This window comes from Corynebacterium sp. P3-F1 (genome assembly GCF_030503635.1).
Lineage (GTDB): Bacteria > Actinomycetota > Actinomycetes > Mycobacteriales > Mycobacteriaceae > Corynebacterium.
Genome location: NZ_CP129965.1, coordinates 1,706,228 through 1,725,662, shown reverse-complemented (window position 1 = coordinate 1,725,662; position 19,435 = coordinate 1,706,228). Strand labels below are relative to the sequence as shown.

General features: G+C 65.2%; 22 protein-coding genes. 7 read left to right on the top strand and 15 right to left on the bottom strand.

Annotated elements, in window-relative coordinates; genetic code table 11:
* Nucleotides 1–115 precede the first annotated feature (115 nt).
* Entirely contained in the window at nucleotides 116–913 is a 798-nt protein-coding gene (locus tag QYQ98_RS08200) for a hypothetical protein (protein WP_302006376.1), read from the top strand.
* Here the strand turns inward: QYQ98_RS08200 and manA are convergent.
* From manA to QYQ98_RS08180, 4 genes are all read right to left on the bottom strand, one after another.
* A complete protein-coding gene (gene manA / locus QYQ98_RS08195) occupies nucleotides 910–2,100 on the bottom strand; it encodes a mannose-6-phosphate isomerase, class I (RefSeq protein WP_302006375.1) in 1,191 nt (396 codons plus the stop codon). The genes QYQ98_RS08200 and manA overlap by 4 nt on opposite strands.
* A gap of 55 nt (nucleotides 2,101–2,155) precedes the next feature.
* On the bottom strand, nucleotides 2,156–3,193 hold the full coding sequence (locus tag QYQ98_RS08190; RefSeq protein WP_302006374.1) for a hypothetical protein: 1,038 nt from the start codon (nucleotides 3,191–3,193) through the stop codon (nucleotides 2,156–2,158).
* Between the two features lie 10 nt (nucleotides 3,194–3,203).
* Complete coding sequence (locus tag QYQ98_RS08185) at nucleotides 3,204–4,613, bottom strand: phosphomannomutase/phosphoglucomutase (protein ID WP_302006372.1); 1,410 nt, start codon at nucleotides 4,611–4,613, stop codon at nucleotides 3,204–3,206.
* A 71-nt stretch (nucleotides 4,614–4,684) separates the two neighbouring features.
* The gene (locus QYQ98_RS08180; protein WP_302006371.1) at nucleotides 4,685–5,173 is read right to left on the bottom strand and encodes a DUF3499 domain-containing protein; all 489 of its coding nucleotides are present in this window, start codon (nucleotides 5,171–5,173) and stop codon (nucleotides 4,685–4,687) included.
* A gap of 95 nt (nucleotides 5,174–5,268) precedes the next feature.
* On the opposite strand from QYQ98_RS08180, the gene QYQ98_RS08175 reads away from it, so the two are divergent.
* Nucleotides 5,269–5,745: a metallopeptidase family protein gene (locus QYQ98_RS08175; protein WP_302006370.1), complete on the top strand. Its 477-nt coding sequence runs from the start codon at nucleotides 5,269–5,271 to the stop codon at nucleotides 5,743–5,745.
* An 89-nt stretch (nucleotides 5,746–5,834) separates the two neighbouring features.
* Here QYQ98_RS08175 and QYQ98_RS08170 read toward each other — a convergent pair whose 3' ends face one another.
* The 3 genes from QYQ98_RS08170 to QYQ98_RS08160 form a co-directional block, all read right to left on the bottom strand.
* Nucleotides 5,835–6,134 carry a WhiB family transcriptional regulator gene (locus QYQ98_RS08170; RefSeq protein ID WP_076599791.1) on the bottom strand — a complete coding sequence of 100 codons (300 nt, stop codon included), beginning with the start codon at nucleotides 6,132–6,134 and terminating at the stop codon, nucleotides 5,835–5,837.
* Between the two features lie 329 nt (nucleotides 6,135–6,463).
* Nucleotides 6,464–7,561, bottom strand: a complete 1,098-nt coding sequence (locus QYQ98_RS08165) for an NDP-sugar synthase (RefSeq protein ID WP_302006369.1) — start codon at nucleotides 7,559–7,561, stop codon at nucleotides 6,464–6,466.
* Nucleotides 7,562–7,773: 212 nt separating this feature from the next.
* Nucleotides 7,774–8,682 carry a glycosyltransferase family 2 protein gene (locus tag QYQ98_RS08160; RefSeq protein WP_302006368.1) on the bottom strand — a complete coding sequence of 303 codons (909 nt, stop codon included), beginning with the start codon at nucleotides 8,680–8,682 and terminating at the stop codon, nucleotides 7,774–7,776.
* A gap of 175 nt (nucleotides 8,683–8,857) precedes the next feature.
* Between QYQ98_RS08160 and QYQ98_RS08155 the strand changes: the two genes are divergently transcribed.
* Together QYQ98_RS08155 and QYQ98_RS08150 are read left to right on the top strand one after the other, a co-directional pair.
* On the top strand, nucleotides 8,858–10,435 hold the full coding sequence (locus QYQ98_RS08155) for an LCP family protein (protein WP_302006367.1): 1,578 nt from the start codon (nucleotides 8,858–8,860) through the stop codon (nucleotides 10,433–10,435).
* 110 nt (nucleotides 10,436–10,545) lie between these two features.
* A complete protein-coding gene (locus tag QYQ98_RS08150) occupies nucleotides 10,546–11,235 on the top strand; it encodes a TIGR03089 family protein (RefSeq protein WP_302006366.1) in 690 nt (229 codons plus the stop codon).
* Here the strand turns inward: QYQ98_RS08150 and QYQ98_RS08145 are convergent.
* Genes QYQ98_RS08145 through QYQ98_RS08130 form a run of 4 tightly spaced genes read right to left on the bottom strand, consistent with a single transcriptional unit; the run spans nucleotide 11,232 to nucleotide 14,321 of the window.
* Entirely contained in the window at nucleotides 11,232–11,711 is a 480-nt protein-coding gene (locus QYQ98_RS08145; RefSeq protein ID WP_302006365.1) for a YdcF family protein, read from the bottom strand. The genes QYQ98_RS08150 and QYQ98_RS08145 overlap by 4 nt on opposite strands.
* Nucleotides 11,704–12,210 carry a 5-(carboxyamino)imidazole ribonucleotide mutase gene (gene purE, locus QYQ98_RS08140; RefSeq protein WP_302006364.1) on the bottom strand — a complete coding sequence of 169 codons (507 nt, stop codon included), beginning with the start codon at nucleotides 12,208–12,210 and terminating at the stop codon, nucleotides 11,704–11,706. The genes QYQ98_RS08145 and purE overlap by 8 nt, the downstream gene beginning before the upstream one ends.
* 20 nt (nucleotides 12,211–12,230) lie before the next feature.
* Nucleotides 12,231–13,388, bottom strand: coding sequence for a 5-(carboxyamino)imidazole ribonucleotide synthase (locus QYQ98_RS08135; RefSeq protein WP_302007738.1), 1,158 nt, complete (start codon nucleotides 13,386–13,388; stop codon nucleotides 12,231–12,233).
* Nucleotides 13,389–13,412: 24 nt separating this feature from the next.
* Nucleotides 13,413–14,321 carry a hypothetical protein gene (locus tag QYQ98_RS08130; RefSeq protein WP_302006363.1) on the bottom strand — a complete coding sequence of 303 codons (909 nt, stop codon included), beginning with the start codon at nucleotides 14,319–14,321 and terminating at the stop codon, nucleotides 13,413–13,415.
* 70 nt (nucleotides 14,322–14,391) lie between these two features.
* On the opposite strand from QYQ98_RS08130, the gene QYQ98_RS08125 reads away from it, so the two are divergent.
* Complete coding sequence (locus QYQ98_RS08125; RefSeq protein ID WP_302006362.1) at nucleotides 14,392–15,300, top strand: LysR family transcriptional regulator; 909 nt, start codon at nucleotides 14,392–14,394, stop codon at nucleotides 15,298–15,300.
* Nucleotides 15,297–16,022 (top strand): acetolactate decarboxylase, encoded by a 726-nt coding sequence (budA, locus tag QYQ98_RS08120; RefSeq protein WP_302006361.1) that lies wholly within the window; start codon nucleotides 15,297–15,299, stop codon nucleotides 16,020–16,022. The genes QYQ98_RS08125 and budA overlap by 4 nt, the downstream gene beginning before the upstream one ends.
* Before the next feature lie 13 nt (nucleotides 16,023–16,035).
* Here the strand turns inward: budA and QYQ98_RS08115 are convergent, their stop codons facing one another.
* Nucleotides 16,036–16,479, bottom strand: coding sequence for a hypothetical protein (locus QYQ98_RS08115; protein ID WP_302006360.1), 444 nt, complete (start codon nucleotides 16,477–16,479; stop codon nucleotides 16,036–16,038).
* Nucleotides 16,480–16,490: 11 nt separating this feature from the next.
* Entirely contained in the window at nucleotides 16,491–17,222 is a 732-nt protein-coding gene (locus QYQ98_RS08110; protein WP_302006359.1) for a biotin--[acetyl-CoA-carboxylase] ligase, read from the bottom strand.
* Between the two features lie 158 nt (nucleotides 17,223–17,380).
* Between QYQ98_RS08110 and QYQ98_RS08105 the strand changes: the two genes are divergently transcribed.
* Nucleotides 17,381–17,815: a DUF488 family protein gene (locus QYQ98_RS08105; protein WP_302006358.1), complete on the top strand. Its 435-nt coding sequence runs from the start codon at nucleotides 17,381–17,383 to the stop codon at nucleotides 17,813–17,815.
* 23 nt (nucleotides 17,816–17,838) lie between these two features.
* On the opposite strand, the gene QYQ98_RS08100 is transcribed toward QYQ98_RS08105, so the two are convergent.
* Both QYQ98_RS08100 and arsB read right to left on the bottom strand, forming a co-directional pair.
* Nucleotides 17,839–18,258: a low molecular weight phosphatase family protein gene (locus QYQ98_RS08100; protein ID WP_302006357.1), complete on the bottom strand. Its 420-nt coding sequence runs from the start codon at nucleotides 18,256–18,258 to the stop codon at nucleotides 17,839–17,841.
* A 12-nt stretch (nucleotides 18,259–18,270) separates the two neighbouring features.
* The gene (arsB, locus tag QYQ98_RS08095; RefSeq protein ID WP_302006356.1) at nucleotides 18,271–19,365 is read right to left on the bottom strand and encodes an ACR3 family arsenite efflux transporter; all 1,095 of its coding nucleotides are present in this window, start codon (nucleotides 19,363–19,365) and stop codon (nucleotides 18,271–18,273) included.
* Between the last annotated feature and the right edge of the window lie 70 nt (nucleotides 19,366–19,435).

Here is a 19,435-nt window from a genome sequence, read left to right as displayed (position 1 = left end):
TCAGAACCGAAAAGCTCCCTGAGAACATCGAGTAACACCCCGAGAAACGCCGAAACGAACGATCACCCACGCACCGTGAGACTCTCGCCGAGGCGGGAGGAAGGAGACGCCGGACATGGAACTGACCAGCCGCCGCTTCGCTATCTTTCTCGCTTCCGGTTTGACGTTGGCCGTCGTCGTGGGGCTGGCAGTGTGGAAGATCTCGGACGCGGGGATGAATCTGACAAGCCCGCAGACGGAAATCGCCGGTCAACCAATCGCAGCTGCGGATGCGGATAAATCGTCGACGCCCAAGACTGCTGCGTCCTCGGAAGCCAGCTCGACGGCTGAAAGATCTGAGGAGGAGACGTCCGCGGACGACGCGGACGCCGAATTCGCGGGTGAGGCTGCCAGCAACGATTCAAATGGTGCGCAGGGCACAGGAGCCGATGCAGCCTACGATCCACTCGCACCGCGCAACGCCAACTTGGGCGGTGCCCGCGGCGGATCCCAGGAGACATCCTATTACCGCCCGACTAACGCGGCACCAGCCCAGCCGAACGCCCGCACATCCGCCCCGGAGCAGACCCAGCAGCAGGACAATTCGCCCCGCAAGACGGCCACCCCGATTTCCACGACAGCTGTTCCGCAGAAGCCGCAGGAAAAACCTGTTCCCGGCAATGATCCGGACGGCGCTGCCCAGCACGAGCGCGAGCCGCAAGAGCCTAGTGTGGATGCTGGGGCGAAGCACCTCCAGATTGCGTCGGATATCGCGGAGAAGGTGGGTGCCGGTGGCGCTGTTTCGGGCGCCGTGAACGGGCAAGGCGGCGAGAAGCCGAAGCGCCCGGAGGATCCGTTCTCCGCATCGACCCGCGTCCCCCAGGCCCCTGCCGAGGACGACGGCACAGAACGTGGTGCTGAGGCGAACGGTTAACGCGTGACCCGCGCGTAAAACACGTCAGCGCCCTCGGTACCGAGCGACTCCACTCGCGCATCCGCATCTGAAGCTGGAATCCACGCCGCCGTTCCCGGCGTCAATTCCAGGGGACCGCAGACCGCAGTACCACCGGTGCACAGCACAATCGCGGGCCCAGAAGCGTCCGCGTCGAAGCCTTCCCCAGGCGACAGTTCGTAGCGTGTGAGCTGGAAGTCCCGCACAGGGACGTCGAATTCGCATGCCGCACCATTGATGTGAACAGCCACACGCGGATCATTCAGCGGGGTGAAGTCCGTGATTCGCACCAACTCGGGCACGTCCACATGTTTCGTGGTCAGCCCGCCGCGCAAGACATTGTCGGAATTGGCCATGATCTCCACAGCCATCCCCTCGAGATACGCGTGCAGCCTCCCCGCGCCGAGAAACAGTGCCTCCCCCGGCGCAAGTTCAACGTAATTGAGCAGCAGGGAGACCAAAACCCCGACATCGCCCGGGTATGCGTGGTCAAGCTGCACGAAGCAGCGCGCACAATCCCGCATCCAGGAGGGAACGCCAGCAAAGCTCCGCTTATCGACGCATCCCCGCACCCCCTCAATCACCTCCACCCGCTTGGTGCGGGGCAGGGAGACCCAGGTGGTGAACAGGGCGCGCAACCCCTCCTCCCCGTTGTCCGTGTGGAGCATGCCGGAATATCGAGTCAGTTCCGGGCAGTCGAGGTGGTCGAAGAAGTCGAGAGTCTGCTTCACCGGCCGCAGCCCCGCCAATGCCCGGAACGGGGTGAGTGCCACGAGCAGCTCCGGCTTCTGGTTCGGATCTTTGTAATTGCGTTGAGCGGAATCTAGCGGGATGCCCGCGGCGTTCTCGGCGGCGAATCCTGCGCGGGCCTGGGCGGCGGTGGGGTGCGCCTGGATGGACAGTGCCGCATCCGCGGCGAGGATCTTGAGCAGGAACGGAAGGGCGTCGCCGAATTCTCCACGCACGGCTGCGCCGAGGGCATCGACCGGGTCGTCCGCAATGACGTCGTCGAGCCCCGCTCCCCCGACGGTGGCCGGTGCCGCCGGGTGAGCCCCGAACCATAGTTCCGCCTCCGGTGTCGCCGCGGGCGAGACCTCGCCGCGCAGGTCCGCTAGCAGGGTTCTCGATCCCCACGGGTACGTCTGCAGTGCCGGGGTGAGCAGCTCCACGTTTCTCGCCCTTTCAGTTGCTCTCGTGCTCTCGGTCGTCCACTCTTCCCCGCGGTCAGTGCGGCACCTGCATGGCCGTGGCCGCCAGCCCCCGCACGATCAGTCGGAGCGCACCAGATAGGTCGGTGCCACCGGCATCACCGGCAAAGCCGCCATCGCCATAGCTGTCATCGACGTATTCCGCGCGGGCCCCAAGCATGTGCGGATCGCGCTGCGCCCACACAATGGTCTTCACCGGCACGTGCGCGGTCGGCCCGTCGATGAACGGATCGTAGAAGAGATCGTCTGTTCCGGAGGCTCCGCTGCTTCCGGCGGTATCGCCGGACTGTTCCAGAGCAGCCGCTAGATCCTCGCGTCCGACGAATCCGCTCGGAATGCCGCGGGCGGACCACAAGGCGGCGATGAGCCGCGCCACGGCAGCGCCGGCGGGACTGTAGCCGGTGTGCAGGACACGGGCTCCGTCGGAGTACTCCCGCAGCTGGCGGGCAAGATTGACTGTCGTGTCGCGCTCCGGCGACAGCTGGCGCAATTCCTCGTCGACGGCATCGGCGAGGTCGCCGCCCTGCACTGGGGTGCCCGACAGTTCCGCGCACACGGAAAGCACCGCAGCGAAAGTCCGCAGCGGAGAGGCACCGTCCGCGGTCGGCGGGGCGGGAAGCAGAACGACACCGCGGGGTGCATCCTCCACGACGGGTCCGCCGGACGGCCCGGCGAGGACGACGTCTGCCCCGCGGCTCGAGGCAACGGCCACCTGCCGGGTCACGGTCTCCGCGTCGGGAGCTTCGCCGCCGACGACAACAACGTCGAGCGCGCCGACGAATTCAGGCAACGTGCGCGTCACCATCACCGGCGCACGGCCGTAATCGCTGAGGGCGACAGCGCATTCCGCCGCCGCTTCAGACACCGCGTCAGTGGCCAGCACCACCACGGAACGCGGAGCGGCTCCCCGCAGCCCAGCGAGTAGGTCCCCGGCCTGGGCCACGGCACGGAGTTGCGCTCCCTCATGCGCGACGTCGAAAAAGCGCACGGCCTCGGTGTCGTATTCGGCTGCGCCGTCGTAGTAGCTGCGGTCCGGATGGGTCTCTGGGTTCATACCCCGCACCTTATCCGCGGATGATGCCCAGCACTTCGTCCACAAGCGCGTCGACCTCATCCTGGGTCTCCGCTTCCACGTTGAGGCGAAGGAGCGGTTCGGTGTTGGATGCGCGAACATTGAACCACGCTTTAGTGCCCGACAGGGAGACCGTGACCCCGTCGAGGCGGTCGACGCTCTCGGTGCGGTCGGCGAACGCTTCGACAACCATCTCCATCGTCGCCTGCTGATCGGCCACCTCGGAATTGATCTCGCCCGATGCCGCATAACGGTTGTAGCTGGCCATCAACTCGGATAGCGGCTTATCCTGCTCCGCTAGTGCGGCCAGGACGTGAAGGGCGGCAACCATGCCGGAGTCCGCGTTGAAGAATTCGGCGAAGTAGTAGTGTGCCGAGTGCTCGCCGCCGAACAGCGCGCCCTTGTCCGCCATCTGGGCCTTGATGTAGGAGTGCCCCACTCGCGTGCGCACCGCGGTACCCCCGTGGGACTCGATGAGCTCCGGCACGGCCTGCGAGGTGATCGCGTTGTAGATGATCGTCGCGCCGGGGGATTTCTCCAGCGTCCGCTCGGCCACCAGCGCCGTGATCGCCGACGGGGAGACCGGCTCGCCCTTCTCGTCGACGACGAAGCAGCGGTCTGCGTCGCCGTCGAAGGCAAGGCCGATGTCCGCATTTTGCTTGACGACGAACTCCTGCAAGTCCACCAGATTCTTCGGATCCAGAGGGTTTGCCTCATGGTTGGGGAAGGTCCCGTCGAGCTCGAAGTAGAGTGGGCGGATATCCAGGTTGTCCTCGGTGCCCAGCACCGCCGGGACGGTGTGGCCGGCCATGCCGTTGGCAGCGTCGACCGCGACGACGAGCTTCCGGTCGCTCGGCACTGGCACAAGATCGCGGAGGAAATCGGCGTAGTCGCCCAGGATGTCGCGCTGGGTGACCGAACCGGCTTCGCCCGCATACTCCGGGACACCGCCAACAAGCATGTCGGTGATTTCCGCCAGCCCGCTGTCCTGGGAGACGGGCGTGGCACCGGTGCGGCACAGCTTGATGCCGTTGTACTGAGCCGGGTTGTGGGAGGCGGTGAACATCGCGCCGGCGCACCCGATCACGCCTGCGGCGAAGTACAGCTCGTCGGTAGACGTCAGGCCGAGCTCGATAACATCGAGGCCCTGGCTGACCACGCCGCGGCCGAACGCGTCGGCCAAGTCGGGCGAGGAGGGGCGCATGTCGTGGCCGACAGCGACGGTGGTCTCCCCTTCCCCGCGCAGAATCGACGCGAAGGCGGCGCCAGCATCGAAAACGAAGTCCTCATCGACAGTGGCCGTGTCAGCCGGTTCGACGACTCCACGGATGTCATAGGCCTTGATGGCGGCCTGGACATCTTCGCGGGAGCGGGTGCGGGGGTGCGACGTTTGTTCAGTCATGCCAACCGATCATAAACCCGAACGTGACCATCGGGGTCCGCGCGCGCTCGCGCTGCGTGATCGCCGCGGAATCAGTCCTGTTCGACGGTGTCGCTGGCACCGGCGCTGCCGACATCGTCCGCGTCCGGGTCGGGCACAACGGTCAGGTGCGCGCGGCGGGCAGCCTTGTGCTCGGCGAGGTGCTCCCCGACCCGCTTCGTTCGGTACACGGGGTGGTTGGAGGTGTCCGGGTTGGTGAAGTCGCGCTCGGTGTCGAACTCGATGGGGTCCTGGGTGGTGTCCACCAGGCCCGTGGTGACCCGCCCGGCTTCACTGACGGCTTGGGCCAGGGCGGTGATCTCTTCTTCGTCGGACAGCTCGATGTTGTCGATACGCACCATCTCCCACCCAACGGGGGCGGTGATGTGCTCGGAATGCCGCTGGCACAGGTCCCACGCGTGCGGGTCCGGCGACGGTGCGAGCGGCCCGACGATGGCGGTTTTCTCGGAGTACGCGTAGACGAGTGTGGCGATGGCGGGGCGGCCACACCCGGGGCGACAACAACGGCGGAAGGTACTCACGGGCCCATAGTCTAAACCCAAGGTTTATATTTTGGCTCGTGCCACGCGGCGCGTCCCCTCTCCCCAGCCGCACGGGCCGCCCTAGATTGGTACCTATGACTCCCGCCAGCGCCGACCCCGCTCGACTGCCCATGCGGCGCGACCGCCACGGGCGCGGCGTGCGAGGCCCGCTCCTCCCCGTTGCTGTGCCCCGCTACCGGACCCGGTCCACGGCCTTCGACCAGGCGGCGCTCGAGGCGTACGCTCCGCTCCAGCAACGGTTCTTCGATCAGCTCACCGGCGTGGACCTGGCCGTGGACACCATTCCGCGCATGCGGCTGCGCCCCGACATGCTCATGCCGGACGAGATCTTCGCCGACGGCCCCGTCCCCTTAGGCCGTGTTCTGCAGGCCGGTTTCGACCGCGCCGGCAACCCGACGCGAGCACGCATCGTTCTATTCCGCATGCCCATCGAGCAACGCACCACGAACGCCATCGAACTAGCGGAACTCCTAGACACCATCCTGACCGCCCTGGTCGCGCATTACCTGAACCTCGACCCGCGGGACACCAATCCCCGGCTCCAGTGGTGACCCACTGCGGAATGGGGCAGAAAAGCAGAAGACCGCAGGCGTAACCCTGCGGTCTCTTGTTGTTATGTCTTTTCACAGCCGTGAAGCTGTTATCCGATCTGCTTGCGCAGGCGGCGGCGCTCACGGTCGGAGAGGCCGCCCCAAATGCCGAAGCGCTCATCGTGCTCGAGGGCGTACTCGAGACACTCGTCGCGGACGGCGCACGCCTGGCAGATGCGCTTCGCCTCGCGGGTGGAGCCGCCCTTCTCCGGGAAGAACGCCTCCGGGTCAGTCTGAGCGCACAGGGCCTGATCCTGCCACTCCTGCTCGACGGTGCCGAACAGTTCGTCGAGGGTCATTCCGCCCGCGGCCGCGCCACGGAGAGTGGCGCCTGAAACCATGTCTTCCACGCCGTCCCCTTCCTGAGTCTTGTTTGTCGCCGTGTTGCTGTCGTGGCACCTATTGCCAATGCCCGCCATGAAGCAATGCCGTCAGCACCGCCCCACTCGGTAGGTGCTGATTACACTAATGTGATTAGACCCTCGCGCACTAAATAGCGTCAACACAAAGACAGGCAAAAGTATCTTCGCGCTGGGGAAAAGCGCCCGTCCAGGCCGTGACACGCAACATGAGTCACACGAGTCACATGACATGCGAAGCAGGGGTAGTCGCCGGGGGTACTAGATATAGTAGGGGGCACCCGAGCTGGCAACTACTCTGCCGTCTCCTCGGCGTGTCGCTACGCGTCCGGCGAAAAACGCACTCCCAAATCCGGGATGTCCACGCCCGGCCACACCCGCATACCGCTCTGGAGCTCACAACGGGCACCGATATTCACTCCGTCACCGATGACGCAGTCCTGGATGCGAGCATTCGCACCAATGGTCGTCCCCGAGGCGATGATGGAGCCGCGGATCATCGCGCCCGGCTCAATCGTCACACCATCAAACACAACACAGTCGTCGAGGCGACACCCCGCACCAATCGTGGATCCCCTCCCCACAGAGGTCCCGCCGACAAGAATGGCACCGCCGGCGACGCCGGCGGAATCGTCGATAAGCGACTCGCCCGTGCGTCCCTCCAACAGCGGAGAGGGCGCGATGCCGCGGACGAGGTCCGATGAACCCTGCACGAAATCGGACGGGCGACCCATGTCGCGCCAGTACGTGGTGTCCACGTGGCCGAAAACGCGCGCGCCAGATTTGAGAAGCCCAGGGAACGTCTCGCGCTCAACGGAGACGACGCGACCTTCCGGAATTGAACGGATCACGTCGCGTTCGAAAACGTAGCAGCCGGCGTTGATTTGGTCCGTCGGCGGCGCTTCCGTCTTCTCCAGAAACGCCTCAACGCGCCCGTCGGCAGAGGTGGGCACCGAACCAAACTGGCTGGGATCCGGCACCCGGACAAGGTGCAGCGTCACGTCCGCCTCGTTGTCCAGGTGCGTCTGCAGTATGCCGCCCAGGTCCGCGCCGGAGAGCACGTCGCCGTTGAAAATCATCGCCGTGTCAAAGCGCAAGCGGGACTCCACATTGCGGATCGCGCCGCCCGTGCCCAGGGCCTCTTCCTCGACCACGTACTCAATCTCCAGGCCCATCTCGGAGCCGTCGCCGAAGTACTCCTCGAAAACCTCTGCCTTGTACGAGGTCCCCATGACCACGTGCTCGATGCCCGCGGCCTTGATGCGCGCCAGCAAGTGCGCCAGGAACGGATACCCGGCAGTGGGCAGCATCGGCTTCGGCGTGGACACCGTCAACGGGCGCAGCCGCGTCCCCTGACCTCCCACGAGCACAACTGCGTCGATCTGGGAGGGGTCTACCGTGGATGCCTGAGGTGCCATCGTGGCGCGGCCTTTCTGTCGGTTCTATCGGTTCAGGGCTGGTCGTTCTGTTGATCTTCCGTGCCCGGAGTGAGGGTTCGGACCTCAAACCTATCTGCTAGCACGCGGGAAACGTGGATTTGACGGGGCCGGGCCAGCTGGACAGTGGCGTAGAACTCATCCGGAACGCTCTGTTTGCACTGCCGACTGAGACGGGAAGTGGCATGAAAGGGCTAGCTCAGCGCACGGGCGATCACGGCGCGAGCCTGCAAGCCCAGCCACAACGCAGCACGCACCGGAGCCTGCCATAGGTGCGGGTGGCGGTCCACCTGAAAGCGGTAGGCCGAATCATGGTGAGCGGGAACAGTCACGCGCGAATGCTTCTTGGCGGAGTGACCCTGGTCGTGGAAGATCACGGAATGCGGGCAGAAGATATTGTCCCACCCGGCGCGGGAGAGGCGGTCGCCGAAGTCAATGTCCTCGAAGTACATGAAGTAGCGCTCGTCGAAACCTCCGATGGCATCGAAGGCGTCCCACCGCACGAGCAGGCAGGAGCCGGACAGCCAGCCCGCGGGCCGCACAGTGGTGAGGTTCTCCCCCGCCCGATACGCCTTGCTGAACGGATTGCCGGGCCACACCGGGTAGAGCACGGCGTGTCCAATGCCTGTGAGCAAGGTGGGCACTTCGCGCGCTGACGGGTAGGCGGAGCCGTCGAGCTCCTCGATCCGCGGGCCGACAGCACCGGCACGCGGATGGTCTTTCGCGCAATTCAACAGCGCGTCGAGGGACCCAGGGCTGAACTCAACGTCGGGGTTGACGATGAGGAAGTACTCGCCGTTGATCTCCCCCGCTTCACGCGCAGGGGAAAGGTGCCGGGCGGCCGCGTTGATAGCCGCACCGTAGCCGATATTCCCGCCGGTGGGAAGAAAATCCACGTTCTCGCGCTGCGCGGCGAGCGCCTGCGGCACACCGTCGGTGGAACCGTTATCGGCGCAGATCAGCCGTGTCTCCCACCGGGTTGAGGCGGCGAGCGTGTCCGCGAGCCCCGCCAAGTGCCGCCCGGGAGAGAACGTCACTGTCACCACAGCCAGCGGAGAGGCCGTCGCCGCCGATGCAGCATCACATCCGAAAGTCGCACTCACAGTGTGGGAGCTTACAGCCGGTCGCGGTCGCGGGATCTCGGCGCGCTCGGGCGCGTGCACTATACTTTCAACCGATTGCGATCAACTGTCCGCGCGGGGTCCAGCAGCGCTGTTTACAGCAGTTCCTCCCACTACGCGGCGGGCAGCAGGTGAACGACCAAAGGGGCAGCGTTTCGTGAGCGAGAACTACCGGCCGGTGCGTGACATCCAGCCGGCCCCGTCGCACGTGCGGGATATCAGCCAGTCCGGCCACCCGGCGTTGAAGGCGGCGCTTGCCGCTATTTCCGTGCTGATCCTCCTCATCTCCGGCTTGGGTTACTACTCCGTGGGCCGACTGGGCGGGAAGCTCTCCTCGTCTGACCTGTCGCTGTCGGACAATGAGCTCGACGGCGAGGACGGTGCAGTGGACATCCTGCTTGTCGGCTCCGATTCCCGAACTGACGCGCAGGGCAACCCGCTGTCCGAGGAGGAGTTGCGGCGCCTCAACGCGGGTGAGGCCGAGGGTGAGCTGAACACGGACACGATCATGGTCATCCGCGTGCCCAACGACGGATCCCGCGCCACAGCCGTGTCCATTCCGCGCGACACCTACATCCACGATTCCACGTACGGCAACACCAAGATCAACGCGGTCTACGGCCAGTACGCGAACGCGAAACGCGAGGAGCTCCAGGAAAGCGGGGAGAAAGAAGGAAAGAGACTCGAGGAAAAGGTCGCGCAAGCAGGACAGCAGGGTCTTATCGACGCAGTGGCGGACCTCACCGGCGTCGAAGTTGACCACTACGCCCAGGTGGGCCTGCTCGGGTTCGTGCTACTGACTGACGCTGTCGGCGGAGTTGAGGTGTGCCTCAACGAGGCGGTGGAGGAGCCGATGTCCGGCGCGAAATTCCCGGCCGGCCGCTCCACCCTCGACGGAGCACAGGCCCTCGCATTCGTCCGCCAGCGCCACGACCTGCCCCGCGGCGACCTCGACCGTATTGTGCGCCAGCAAGTCTTCATGGCTTCCCTGGTCAATGAAGCGATTTCCGCGGGCACTCTGTCGAATCCAACAAAGATGCGCGAACTGTCCAACGCGGTTGAGCGTTCCGTGAACGTGGATTCCGGCTGGGACATCATGTCGCTGGCCACCCAGATGTCCGACTTGGCAGCCGGCAATGTCACCTTCTCCACCATCCCCGTCACGTCCGTCAACGGCACCGGCGACTACGGCGAATCCATCATCACCGTCGACCCGCAGCAGGTTCACGACTTCATGGAAGATCTCGCGCGCGAGCGGGAGGAAGCCGAGCAGCCTGCCGGCGACGGCGAGCAGAAGGCCGATGACGCTGCCGCGGGTACCTCCGCCTCGCTCTCCGGGGCATCCATCACTCTCCTCAATGCGGGCGACACAGCCGGCCTGGCCGGTGCCGTCGGAGACTTCTTGGAGGAGAAGAAGCTCACCGTTGAAAGCGTCAGCAACGCCACCCCGGGCATTTACGCCTCCTCTCAGATTGTCGCGGCCAGCGCCGATGACCCCGCCGCGAAGGAGCTCGCCGAACTTCTCGGCGGCCTGCCCGTCACGGCCAACGAATCCCTGAACCCTGGCTCGCTCATCGTGGTCACTGCCGACGACTACACCGGCCCCGCCGCCGAGGACGCCCCTCAGGAGATCAGTGAAGACAACACCGTGGGCACCCCGGGGGAGGACTTCGGCGCAGCGGAGGTGGCACCAGAGATCAACGCCGGCGGCACCGGCCCCCGTTGCGTGAACTAACCGGCGCGGGGGCTGAGTTTGGGGGCTGGGGCCTCCACTAGATGCGTCTGACATCTGGATCCCTTCCGCCCACTCACCCCTCACCCGCCTTTTCCCTACGATGGGTCGGCATGAGCCTGCTCGCCCCGATCCTGTCCACCGACCCAACTAGTCCCCGACTGACCGTCTACGACGAGACAGCCGGCACACGCATGGAGTTCTCGGGCGTGACGCTTGATAACTGGGCCAACAAGATCGCCAACATGCTCGTCGAGGAATTCGAGCTGGACAATCCCGCCGATGCTCCCCGCATCCTCGTGGGCCTGCCCGTCTCCTGGCAGGCGGCAGTGCTGCCCATCGGGATCTACAATGCCGGCCTCACCTTCGCGGTAAGCTCAAGCCAGAGCATCGGGCTGAACTCGGACCAGGACACTCCCCAGCTGGTTTTTACCACCCCAGATGCCTTGGAGAGCTGGCCCAAATCCACCGATGTTGTCGCGGTGTCGAACGACCCCTTCGGCCGCGGCGTGACAGAGACCGGCGGCACTCTGCCACCGGGCATCGTCGATTTCGGCCCCACCGTCCGCTTTTACGGGGACCAGTACTACGGCGAATCCCCCGATCTAACTCAATGGAGCACAGATGAGATGGGCTCCGAGCGAGCTCTCATCCCGGCATGGACATCGCGCGAGCAATTCGACGCGACAGTCATGGCACCCCTCGCGGCCGGCGGCTCCGTGGTGGTCGTGGCGGGAATGGCCTCGGCTGAACGCATGGAGCAGATCGCCGAGGCTGAGAAGGTGACAGCGCGACTGGTCTAGCGGCCGCACCGCCGGCGCACGAATCTGCGCCACATCACCCGCGCGGCGGAGTGCGGCACTGCGATGATCTCGCGGGCGTAGTTCTTCAGCCGGGATTTCTTCGGTGTCGGTGCCGCCACGACGCGAATGGGAATGCCGAGGTGCGCCGCCCACACCCTCGTCCGCGCGACGTGGAACCCGTTGGTGACCACGACCAACCGCCCAGCGTCAGGGAACAGTGCCCGGGATTTCTCCAGGTTCTCGTTGGTGGAGGTGGCCAGTGGCTCCTCCACGATGCGTTCCGGTGCCACACCGCGCTCGATGAGCCAGCGCGCCATTACACCGGACTCTCCCTTCCCGGTCACCACGATGGGCGAGTCGGGGTGGGAGGAGCAAAGCAAAAGAGCCGCGCCTAAGCGTGCTTCCAGCATGCGCGACGGGCGGCCGTCGATAATGCGCGCCCCGAGGACCACCACGGGGTCCGGGCTGTTACTCACCGCCGCCGAGCAGACGCTCGCGCAACGCCTCGTCCTTGCGCTCGACTTCCTGCGCCATATTGGCCTGGTAGTCGACCATGCGCCGCTGGATCGCGGGGTCGGAGGCACCCAGAATGCGCGCGGCGAGCAGACCTGCGTTCTTCGCGCCGCCGATGGAGACGGTGGCCACGGGGACGCCGCCCGGCATCTGCACGATGGACAGCAGAGAATCGAGGCCGTCGAGATCCTCCAGTGCGCGCGGAATGCCGATCACCGGCAGCGGCGTCGCGGCCGCGACCATGCCCGGCAGGTGCGCAGCTCCACCGGCGCAGGCGATGATGACCTGCAAGTCGCGCTCGTGTGCGCTTTTTGCGTAGGCAAGCATCTTCTCCGGCGTGCGGTGCGCGGAGACGACCCCGACCTCGAAACGGATGCCGAACTCGGCGAGGATCTCCGCCGCCGGTGCGACGGTGTCCCAGTCCGAGTCGGACCCCATGATGATTCCTACCTGCGGTTTCATGTGCGCTCCTTTTTAGCTCTTTAGTTCGCCGCGGCACCTGTGCCGCCGACGATGATGTCCGCTGCGGCCTTGGCCCGCTCCAGCACGGTGTCCAAGTCCGTGCCCGAAACGTTCACGTGCCCCATCTTGCGCCCGGGGCGGTGCCCCTTGCCGTAGAGGTGGACCTTGGCATCTGGGTACTGGCGCATGACTTCTTTGACGCGCTCTTCCATCGGCTCGGCCGGCTCGGTCTCAGCGCCGAGGGTATTCACCATGACGGTGTACGGCGCCGTAGTCTCGACGGAGCCGAGCGGCCAGTCCAGCACTGCGCGGAGGTGCTGCTCAAACTGGCTGGTCACGCAGCCGTCCTGCGTCCAGTGGCCGGTGTTGTGCGGGCGCATGGCCAGCTCGTTGACGGTGATCTCGCCGTCTTTGGCGAAGAGCTCGACCGCGAGCACGCCCGTCACGTCGAGCTCAGTGGCGATCTTCGTGGCCAGCTCTTGGCAGTACGCGGCGGTCTCTTCGCTCATGCCCGGCGCGGGGGCGATCGCCTCGACGCAGATGCCGTCGCGCTGGCGCGATTCCACGACCGGCCACGCGCGGACCTCCCCGGACGGGGTGCGCGCGACCATGGCGGAGAGCTCGCGGTCGAAGTCGACCTTGCGCTCGGCGTACAGCGGGGTGCCCTTGTCCAGCAGTTCGGCGACGAGGTTCTCCGCCTCCCCGCGGGTCCCGGGAAACCAAACGCCGTGCCCGTCGTAGCCGCCGCGGGTGGCCTTGAGGCACATCTCGCCCTCGACGGACTCGAAGAATGCCCCGGCATCCTCTGCCGATTCGATCGGCGCGAACTCCGGCACCGGCGCACCGATCTCCTTCATCTTCCGGCGCTGCTCCAGCTTGTCCTGGGCAAAGATGAGTGCCTGCGGCTGCGGCTGCACGCTGACACCCGCCGCGATGAGTTCGTCCAAGAACTCGTTGGGCACGTGCTCGTGGTCGAAGGTGGCGGCGGTGGCGCCGTCGCAGACATTCTGCACGTCGTCAAGGTTCTTGTAGTCGCCGATGACGACGTCGCCGAAGACTTGCGCGGCCGAAGCGTCATAGCTGCCTGCAAGGACGCGGGGCTTCAGGCCGAGTTCGATAGCCTCGGTGTGCATCATGCGGGCGAGTTGGCCATCGCCGATTACGGCGACGGTGGGCATTCCTTGGGGATCTCTCACACCTGACTAGCTTAGTGAGCCTTGACGACGGCAAGGAGCCCAGGCACTAAAACGCACCACACACAGCAACCAGTGCACGGCAAGAACAACCAGAAGCACCTGACTTATCGCATTCATCCAGCCCCACTCGTCCAGCTCCGAGAGCAGATGCATCCCCAAACACAATGTGCCCACCGGGAAGGTCGACCCCCACCAGCCCGGGGTGTAGTCGGCCCAGGCAGCCACGGCGCGCAGAAAACGCTGGGAAGCATAGATGAACGGCAGCACACCAATCACCAAAATGGTCACGCCATAAATTAGGCTGGCGCGTTCGTGGAAAAGCACGTGCGCGGCGGCGGTGGACTGCCCCACCACACCGAGCGGAATCCATGCCGTGCCGGCCAACCCGTCGGGAATGTTCATGCGCCCGCGCAGCAGAGACACGTAGCAGTAGCCGAAGACCGGCACCGCCGTGCATATCGCGAGCAGGAAGGATGCCACGCCAGCCCCGTGGTACCCCAGTTGACCGGCGCTCGTTGCGGCGACCATCGGTGCGACGAGTGCGAGGCCCCATTGGAAGGTGGGCGAGCCTTCGAAGCGCCTCAGCTGGTTCAAGCACACCGCCCATCCCAGCGGAGCACTGATCCACCACGACAGTACCTGCCACCACTGCGCGCCGGTGACCTCCGCTGCCGCGGACCCGAGCGCCAACACTCCCATGGAGAACATGCCCCACGGCCCCATCGCGGCACTGTCCCACCCCGGAGTGCGGTGGCGCAGCCATCCGGCCACGATGACCACCAGCACACACACGGCCACAGCAAGAAGCACCCACGGCGCGACGGGCACGCCGTGAATGTGGCATAGGGTGGCCAGGATCGACGTGCCCATCAAGGAGCCGGCCCAAGCGGGTCCCGGCGGCGGTAATTGGTTCATGCCGCAACGCTATCCCCGTGAGGCGCCCAACACGGATGACGAGCTTCCCTGTGAGGGGTACCATGCAATCATGTATCCCGCTTTACCTGCGATGGCGGACCTTGAGGCGTTACTGGCCGTTGCCCACGCCGGCTCGATCTCTCGCGCTGCACGCACGGCTGTGCTCAACCAGCAGACGATGTCCACCCGCGTCTCCCGCGCCGAAAAAACGCTGGGAATCACAGTCTTCGAACGCTCGCCGTACGGTGTGCGACTCACAGACCCAGGAGCGTTGCTTATCAGCGCCCTTCCCGACCTGATCCAGGCCCACACCAGGTTTCTCGACACGGTGCAGCGGCTCAAGGACACCGGCACCGCGCGCCGCATGACCGTCGCGGTGTCCAACACGGTGGCGGAAGTCTACTATCCCGGCTGGGCGGCCCGTTTCCACGCCGCACACCCAGCGGTGAAGATGACCATGGTGCAGGGTAACTCCCACGAGGTACGTGAGCTCGTGGCCGGCGGGAAGATTGACCTCGGTCTCGTTGAGGGAGGGCGACCACGCCATGACCTCGCAGAGACTGTGCTGTGCCGCGACGAGCTGGTGTTGGCTGTTCCGGCCAGTCACCCGTGGGCCAGCGCCGAAACCCCAATCACCGCCAAGCAGCTCCGCAAGACCCCGCTGGTTGTGCGCGAGCCGGAATCCGGCAGCAGGGCGCTCGTCGAGGAGGTCTTGGGCGAGCTCGTCGAGCCGGCCGGTGAGTTCGGCTCGCTGTCGGCGCAGAGGGCGGGCATGCTCGCCCTTGGGGAGCCGACTGTCATTCCACAGGCGGCGGTGACCGACCAGGTGACGCTCGGTGACGTGGCCATCGTGAAGGCTGAGCCGCTCTTCGTCCGCGACATCTCCGCCGTGGTCCGCCGTGGCTCGCAGCCCTCCCCCGACATCGCGGCCTTCATCGCGGTGGCTCTTGCCTACGAACAGCTAACATCGGCCGTATGACTGCTCTCGGACGCCACACTGTTTTCCAGAACTCGCTCATGTCCGCGCTCCTCGACGGGATTTATGACGGAGAGATGACCATCGGGCAGATCCTGTCCAAGGGCAATTTCGGCCTTGGCACATTCGATGGCTTGGACGGCGAGATGATCATCCTCGACGGGGCGTGCTACCAGCTGCGTAGCGACGGCACCGCGACCATCGCCGACCTGAAGCAGAAGAGCCCGTTCGCGCAGGTGACCAACTTCGTGCCCAAGATTGTCGCGGAAGCGCCGAAGGGCATGAAGCGGGCTGAGCTGTCCAAATTCATTGACGATCTGGAGCCCTCCGGCAACTACTTCCACGCCGTGCGCATCACGGGCACGTTCACGAACGTGGTCACCCGCACAGTGACAAAGCAGTCCAAGCCGTACCCGCCGATGCGCGACGCGGTGGGCGACGACAAGGAGATCACGTTCGAAAACGCGCGCGGCATCATCGGCGGTTTCCGTACTCCGAAGTACGCGAAGGGCATCGGCATCCCGGGCTGCCACGTCCATTTCATCGATGAGGAGCGCACGTCCGGCGGGCACGTCCTCGACTACACGGTCGACGACGCGAAGATCGAGCTGTGCCCGGGCACCGACATGGAGCTGCACCTTCCGCTCACCGCGGACTTCGCGGCCGGCAACCTCTCCCCCGACGACATCGACGAGCAGATCCACACCACGGAAGTGAAGAGCTAGAAGACGTCGGGAGTTACGGCAGCTGCTCCTCGATCAGCGCCTGCACCCGCTTCGCGTGCCCCACGTCGTCGAAGTGCACGGCCTCGCCGTAGCCGAGCACACCGATGTCGAGCCCGCCACGCCGACGCCGCACTCCGCGGATCTGCATGAGCGGGATGGATTCGGTGCGTCCGCGCCCGCTGGGCACGAACAGGACGCGCTTGTTGGTCACCACGAAGCGTTGACGTCGCTGCCGGATAAGCGGCAGGACAAAGCGCCACAGCGCGATCAAGAACCAGATGCCCACGACGGCGTTGCGGATCCCGGCATCCACGCCGGCGGCATCCATCCACCCGATGAGCATCCAGGACAGGGCGGTCGCGATGATCAGCTCGAGGAAGGGAAAAATCAAGCCGCGCATGGGCGGCGCCATGTCCGCCAGGACCACTTCTCCCCTACCGAGCTTGATCTTTGCCACGGGCCACAAGATTAATCGGTAGGCCGCAAGTGAGTCACGTCGCCAGTCGAGTAACTGGTTCCATCGACAACGATCTCGCCATGCTTATCGACGTCCCCCGCAACCCCCTCAACCACTCCCGTCGCCGTCTCCAGACGCACCGATTGGCCGAGGGTGGCGGAGACGGCACGGTAGTCGTCTATAAGCGTCTCGTCGCGCTCGCGCCACTGCTCAAGCCGTCTACCCAGTGCGCCCAGGAGGTCGATGGCGAATTCGTCCCAGTCGACGTCAATGCCCTCAAGGTTGAGTGCCGTCGACCAGTCCGTGGGCAGATCCTCTTTGCGCCACGAGATATTGACACCCATGCCCACGACGAGCAGCGGCGGCTGCGCCTGGGTGTCGATCTCCCCGAGGATTCCCACGAATTTCTTGCCGTTCAGCAGCACGTCGTTGGGCCATTTCAGCTGCGCGGTGGGCACCACGTCCGTCACCGCCACACCGGCGGCCAAGGACACCAGCCCCAGGTCGTCCGTGTGGGCGAGTTCATCTGCCACGCTCATGAGCAGGCTCGCCCCCGCGGGTGCCTCCCACGCGCGCCCGAGGCGCCCCTTGCCGCCGGTCTGCTGGTCAGCGATGAGCACGTGCCCCGGCTCCCCCGACGCCAATATCTCGGTGTTCGTCGACGCCGTCGACTCGACGTAGCGCACGTCGCTCCACCACTCGGCTACTTCAGACTGGATGCGGGCAATGTCCTGAACTGTCATGCGCTCTAGAGTATCGGGACATCGAACCCACGCGCGCAGGATCACCACCGCACCCAGCAAGTTCAACGGGATTAGACACTCCGCCGACTCCGCACTGCGGAGTTCCTGCGGTTTTGCACCCGCTCCGCAGCCCCACCGCCAGACTTACACTGGGTGCCATGTCGGACATGAAGCTGTTCACAGTCGGTTATTCGAAAAAGAGTGCCGAGGAGTTCTTCGATCTGCTGCGCGACAACGGCGTGAAGCGGGTGGTGGACATCCGCCGCCACAACGCGAACCAGCTCGCCGGCTTCACCAAACAGGACGACCTCGCCTGGTTCCTCGATGTCATTGCCGGCATCGAATACGAGCACGTGCTGGAGCTCGCCCCGAGCGAGGAACTCATGCACGCCTACCGCAAGGAGGGCCTGCCGTTCGACGAGTTCGCCGCGAAACTCCGCAAGCGATTCGACGACCGCGAGATGCCCGCCAAGTCGACGTTCGACCATGCGGCGCTGCTGTGCTCTGAGGCGGATCCGTCCACATGCCACCGACTCGTTGCTGCGGAATACCTGGCAGAGAAATGGTCGGGTGTGGAGGTCATCCACCTATAGCGGACCGCTGACGGGCACTTCCGTCACTCCCCGAGCACGTCAGCGATCAGTCCACGCACCTTCGCGTCTATGTCGTCGCGGACCAGCCGCATCCGCTCCATGCCCTCAATTCCGCGTATCGACGGCTCATCCGTCACCCACCGCTCCATCGTCCCGCGGGCGTCCTCGGGCAGGTCCAACTGCGCCTCCTCACCGATGACCACGACGCGGTCCGCGGTGCGGAGGATCTCCGGGTCAATCGCTTTCGGGTGCCCATCGGACATGTCAGCGCCGATTTCCGCCAGCGAGGCCACCGACTCAGCGTTGATCGACGTTCCCGGTTCAGTGCCGGCAGAGTGGATGTCAAGCCTCTCCCCCGCGTGCTTTTCCGCCAACGCGGCGGCCATTTGGGATTTCCCTGCGTTGCGGACGCAGACGAACAGGATCTTAGGAGTAGGTGACATCATGCTTCCTTTCTATGCCGTTGCGCCTGCCGCGACCGGTTGCCGCTCTGGCAGAGTCGGGTCGCCGGGGAAGAGCTTCGGGCCAAGACCCCGCATGGCGTAGACGAGGCTGACCAGCACCGGGATTTCAATGAGCGGCCCGATCGTGCCGGCGAGCGCCTGCATCGACTCCGCACCGAAGGTGCCGATGGCCACGGCGATGGCCAGCTCGAAGTTGTTGCCCGCCGCGGTGAACGCCACCGAAGCCGACTGCGCGTAGCCCATACCCGATGCCTTGGACACGATGAGGCCCAGCGCGAACATGCCCACGAAGTAGATCAGCAGCGGCACCGCCACCCTCGCGACCGTCCACGGGCGGGCAATGATCTGCTCGCCCTGGAGGGAGAACAGCAGGACGATCGTGTACAGCAGGCCGACCAGCGCCAACGGGGAGATCGCCGGCAGGAATGTCTCCTCGTACCAACTCCGCCCCTTGGTCCGCTCCCCGATGATGCGGGAGAGCACGCCAGCTAGCAGCGGGATGCCCAGGAAGACCAGCACGGACGTCACGATCGCCCAAAAGGAGAAGTTCACCGATGTGGTGGACAGCCCCAGCCAGTTCGGGAGGATCTGCAGATAGAACCAGCCCAGCACGCCGAACATGAGCACCTGGAAGACCGAGTTGATGGCCACGAGCACCGCGGTTGCTTCACGGTCCGCGCAGGAGAGGTCCGACCACACGAGCACCATGGCGATGCAGCGGGCCAACCCCACGATGATCAGGCCGGTGCGCAGCTCCGGCTCGTAGGCAAGGAAAATCCAGGCCAGTGCGAACATCACGGCCGGTCCGACGATCCAGTTGAGGATGATCGAGACCGCCATGAGCCGTTTATCAGTGGTGATCTCTTTCGTCTTGTCGTACCGCACCTTCGCCAGCGGCGGGTACATCATCACCAGCAGGCCCAGCGCAATGGGAAGGGAGATCCCGCCGACCTCCATGCCCTGCAGGGAGCCGCTCAAACCGGGGAACCAGTTGCCGAGCCCCAGCCCCAGCGCCATGGCGAGGATGATCCACACCGGCAGGAAGCGGTCGAGGAACGACATACGGGCGGGCGCCTGCGTAGTCATGCGTCACCTTTCGTATTGATGCTCATCAATACGAACAGTATGTTTCGTATTCACTCCTGTCAATATGAGA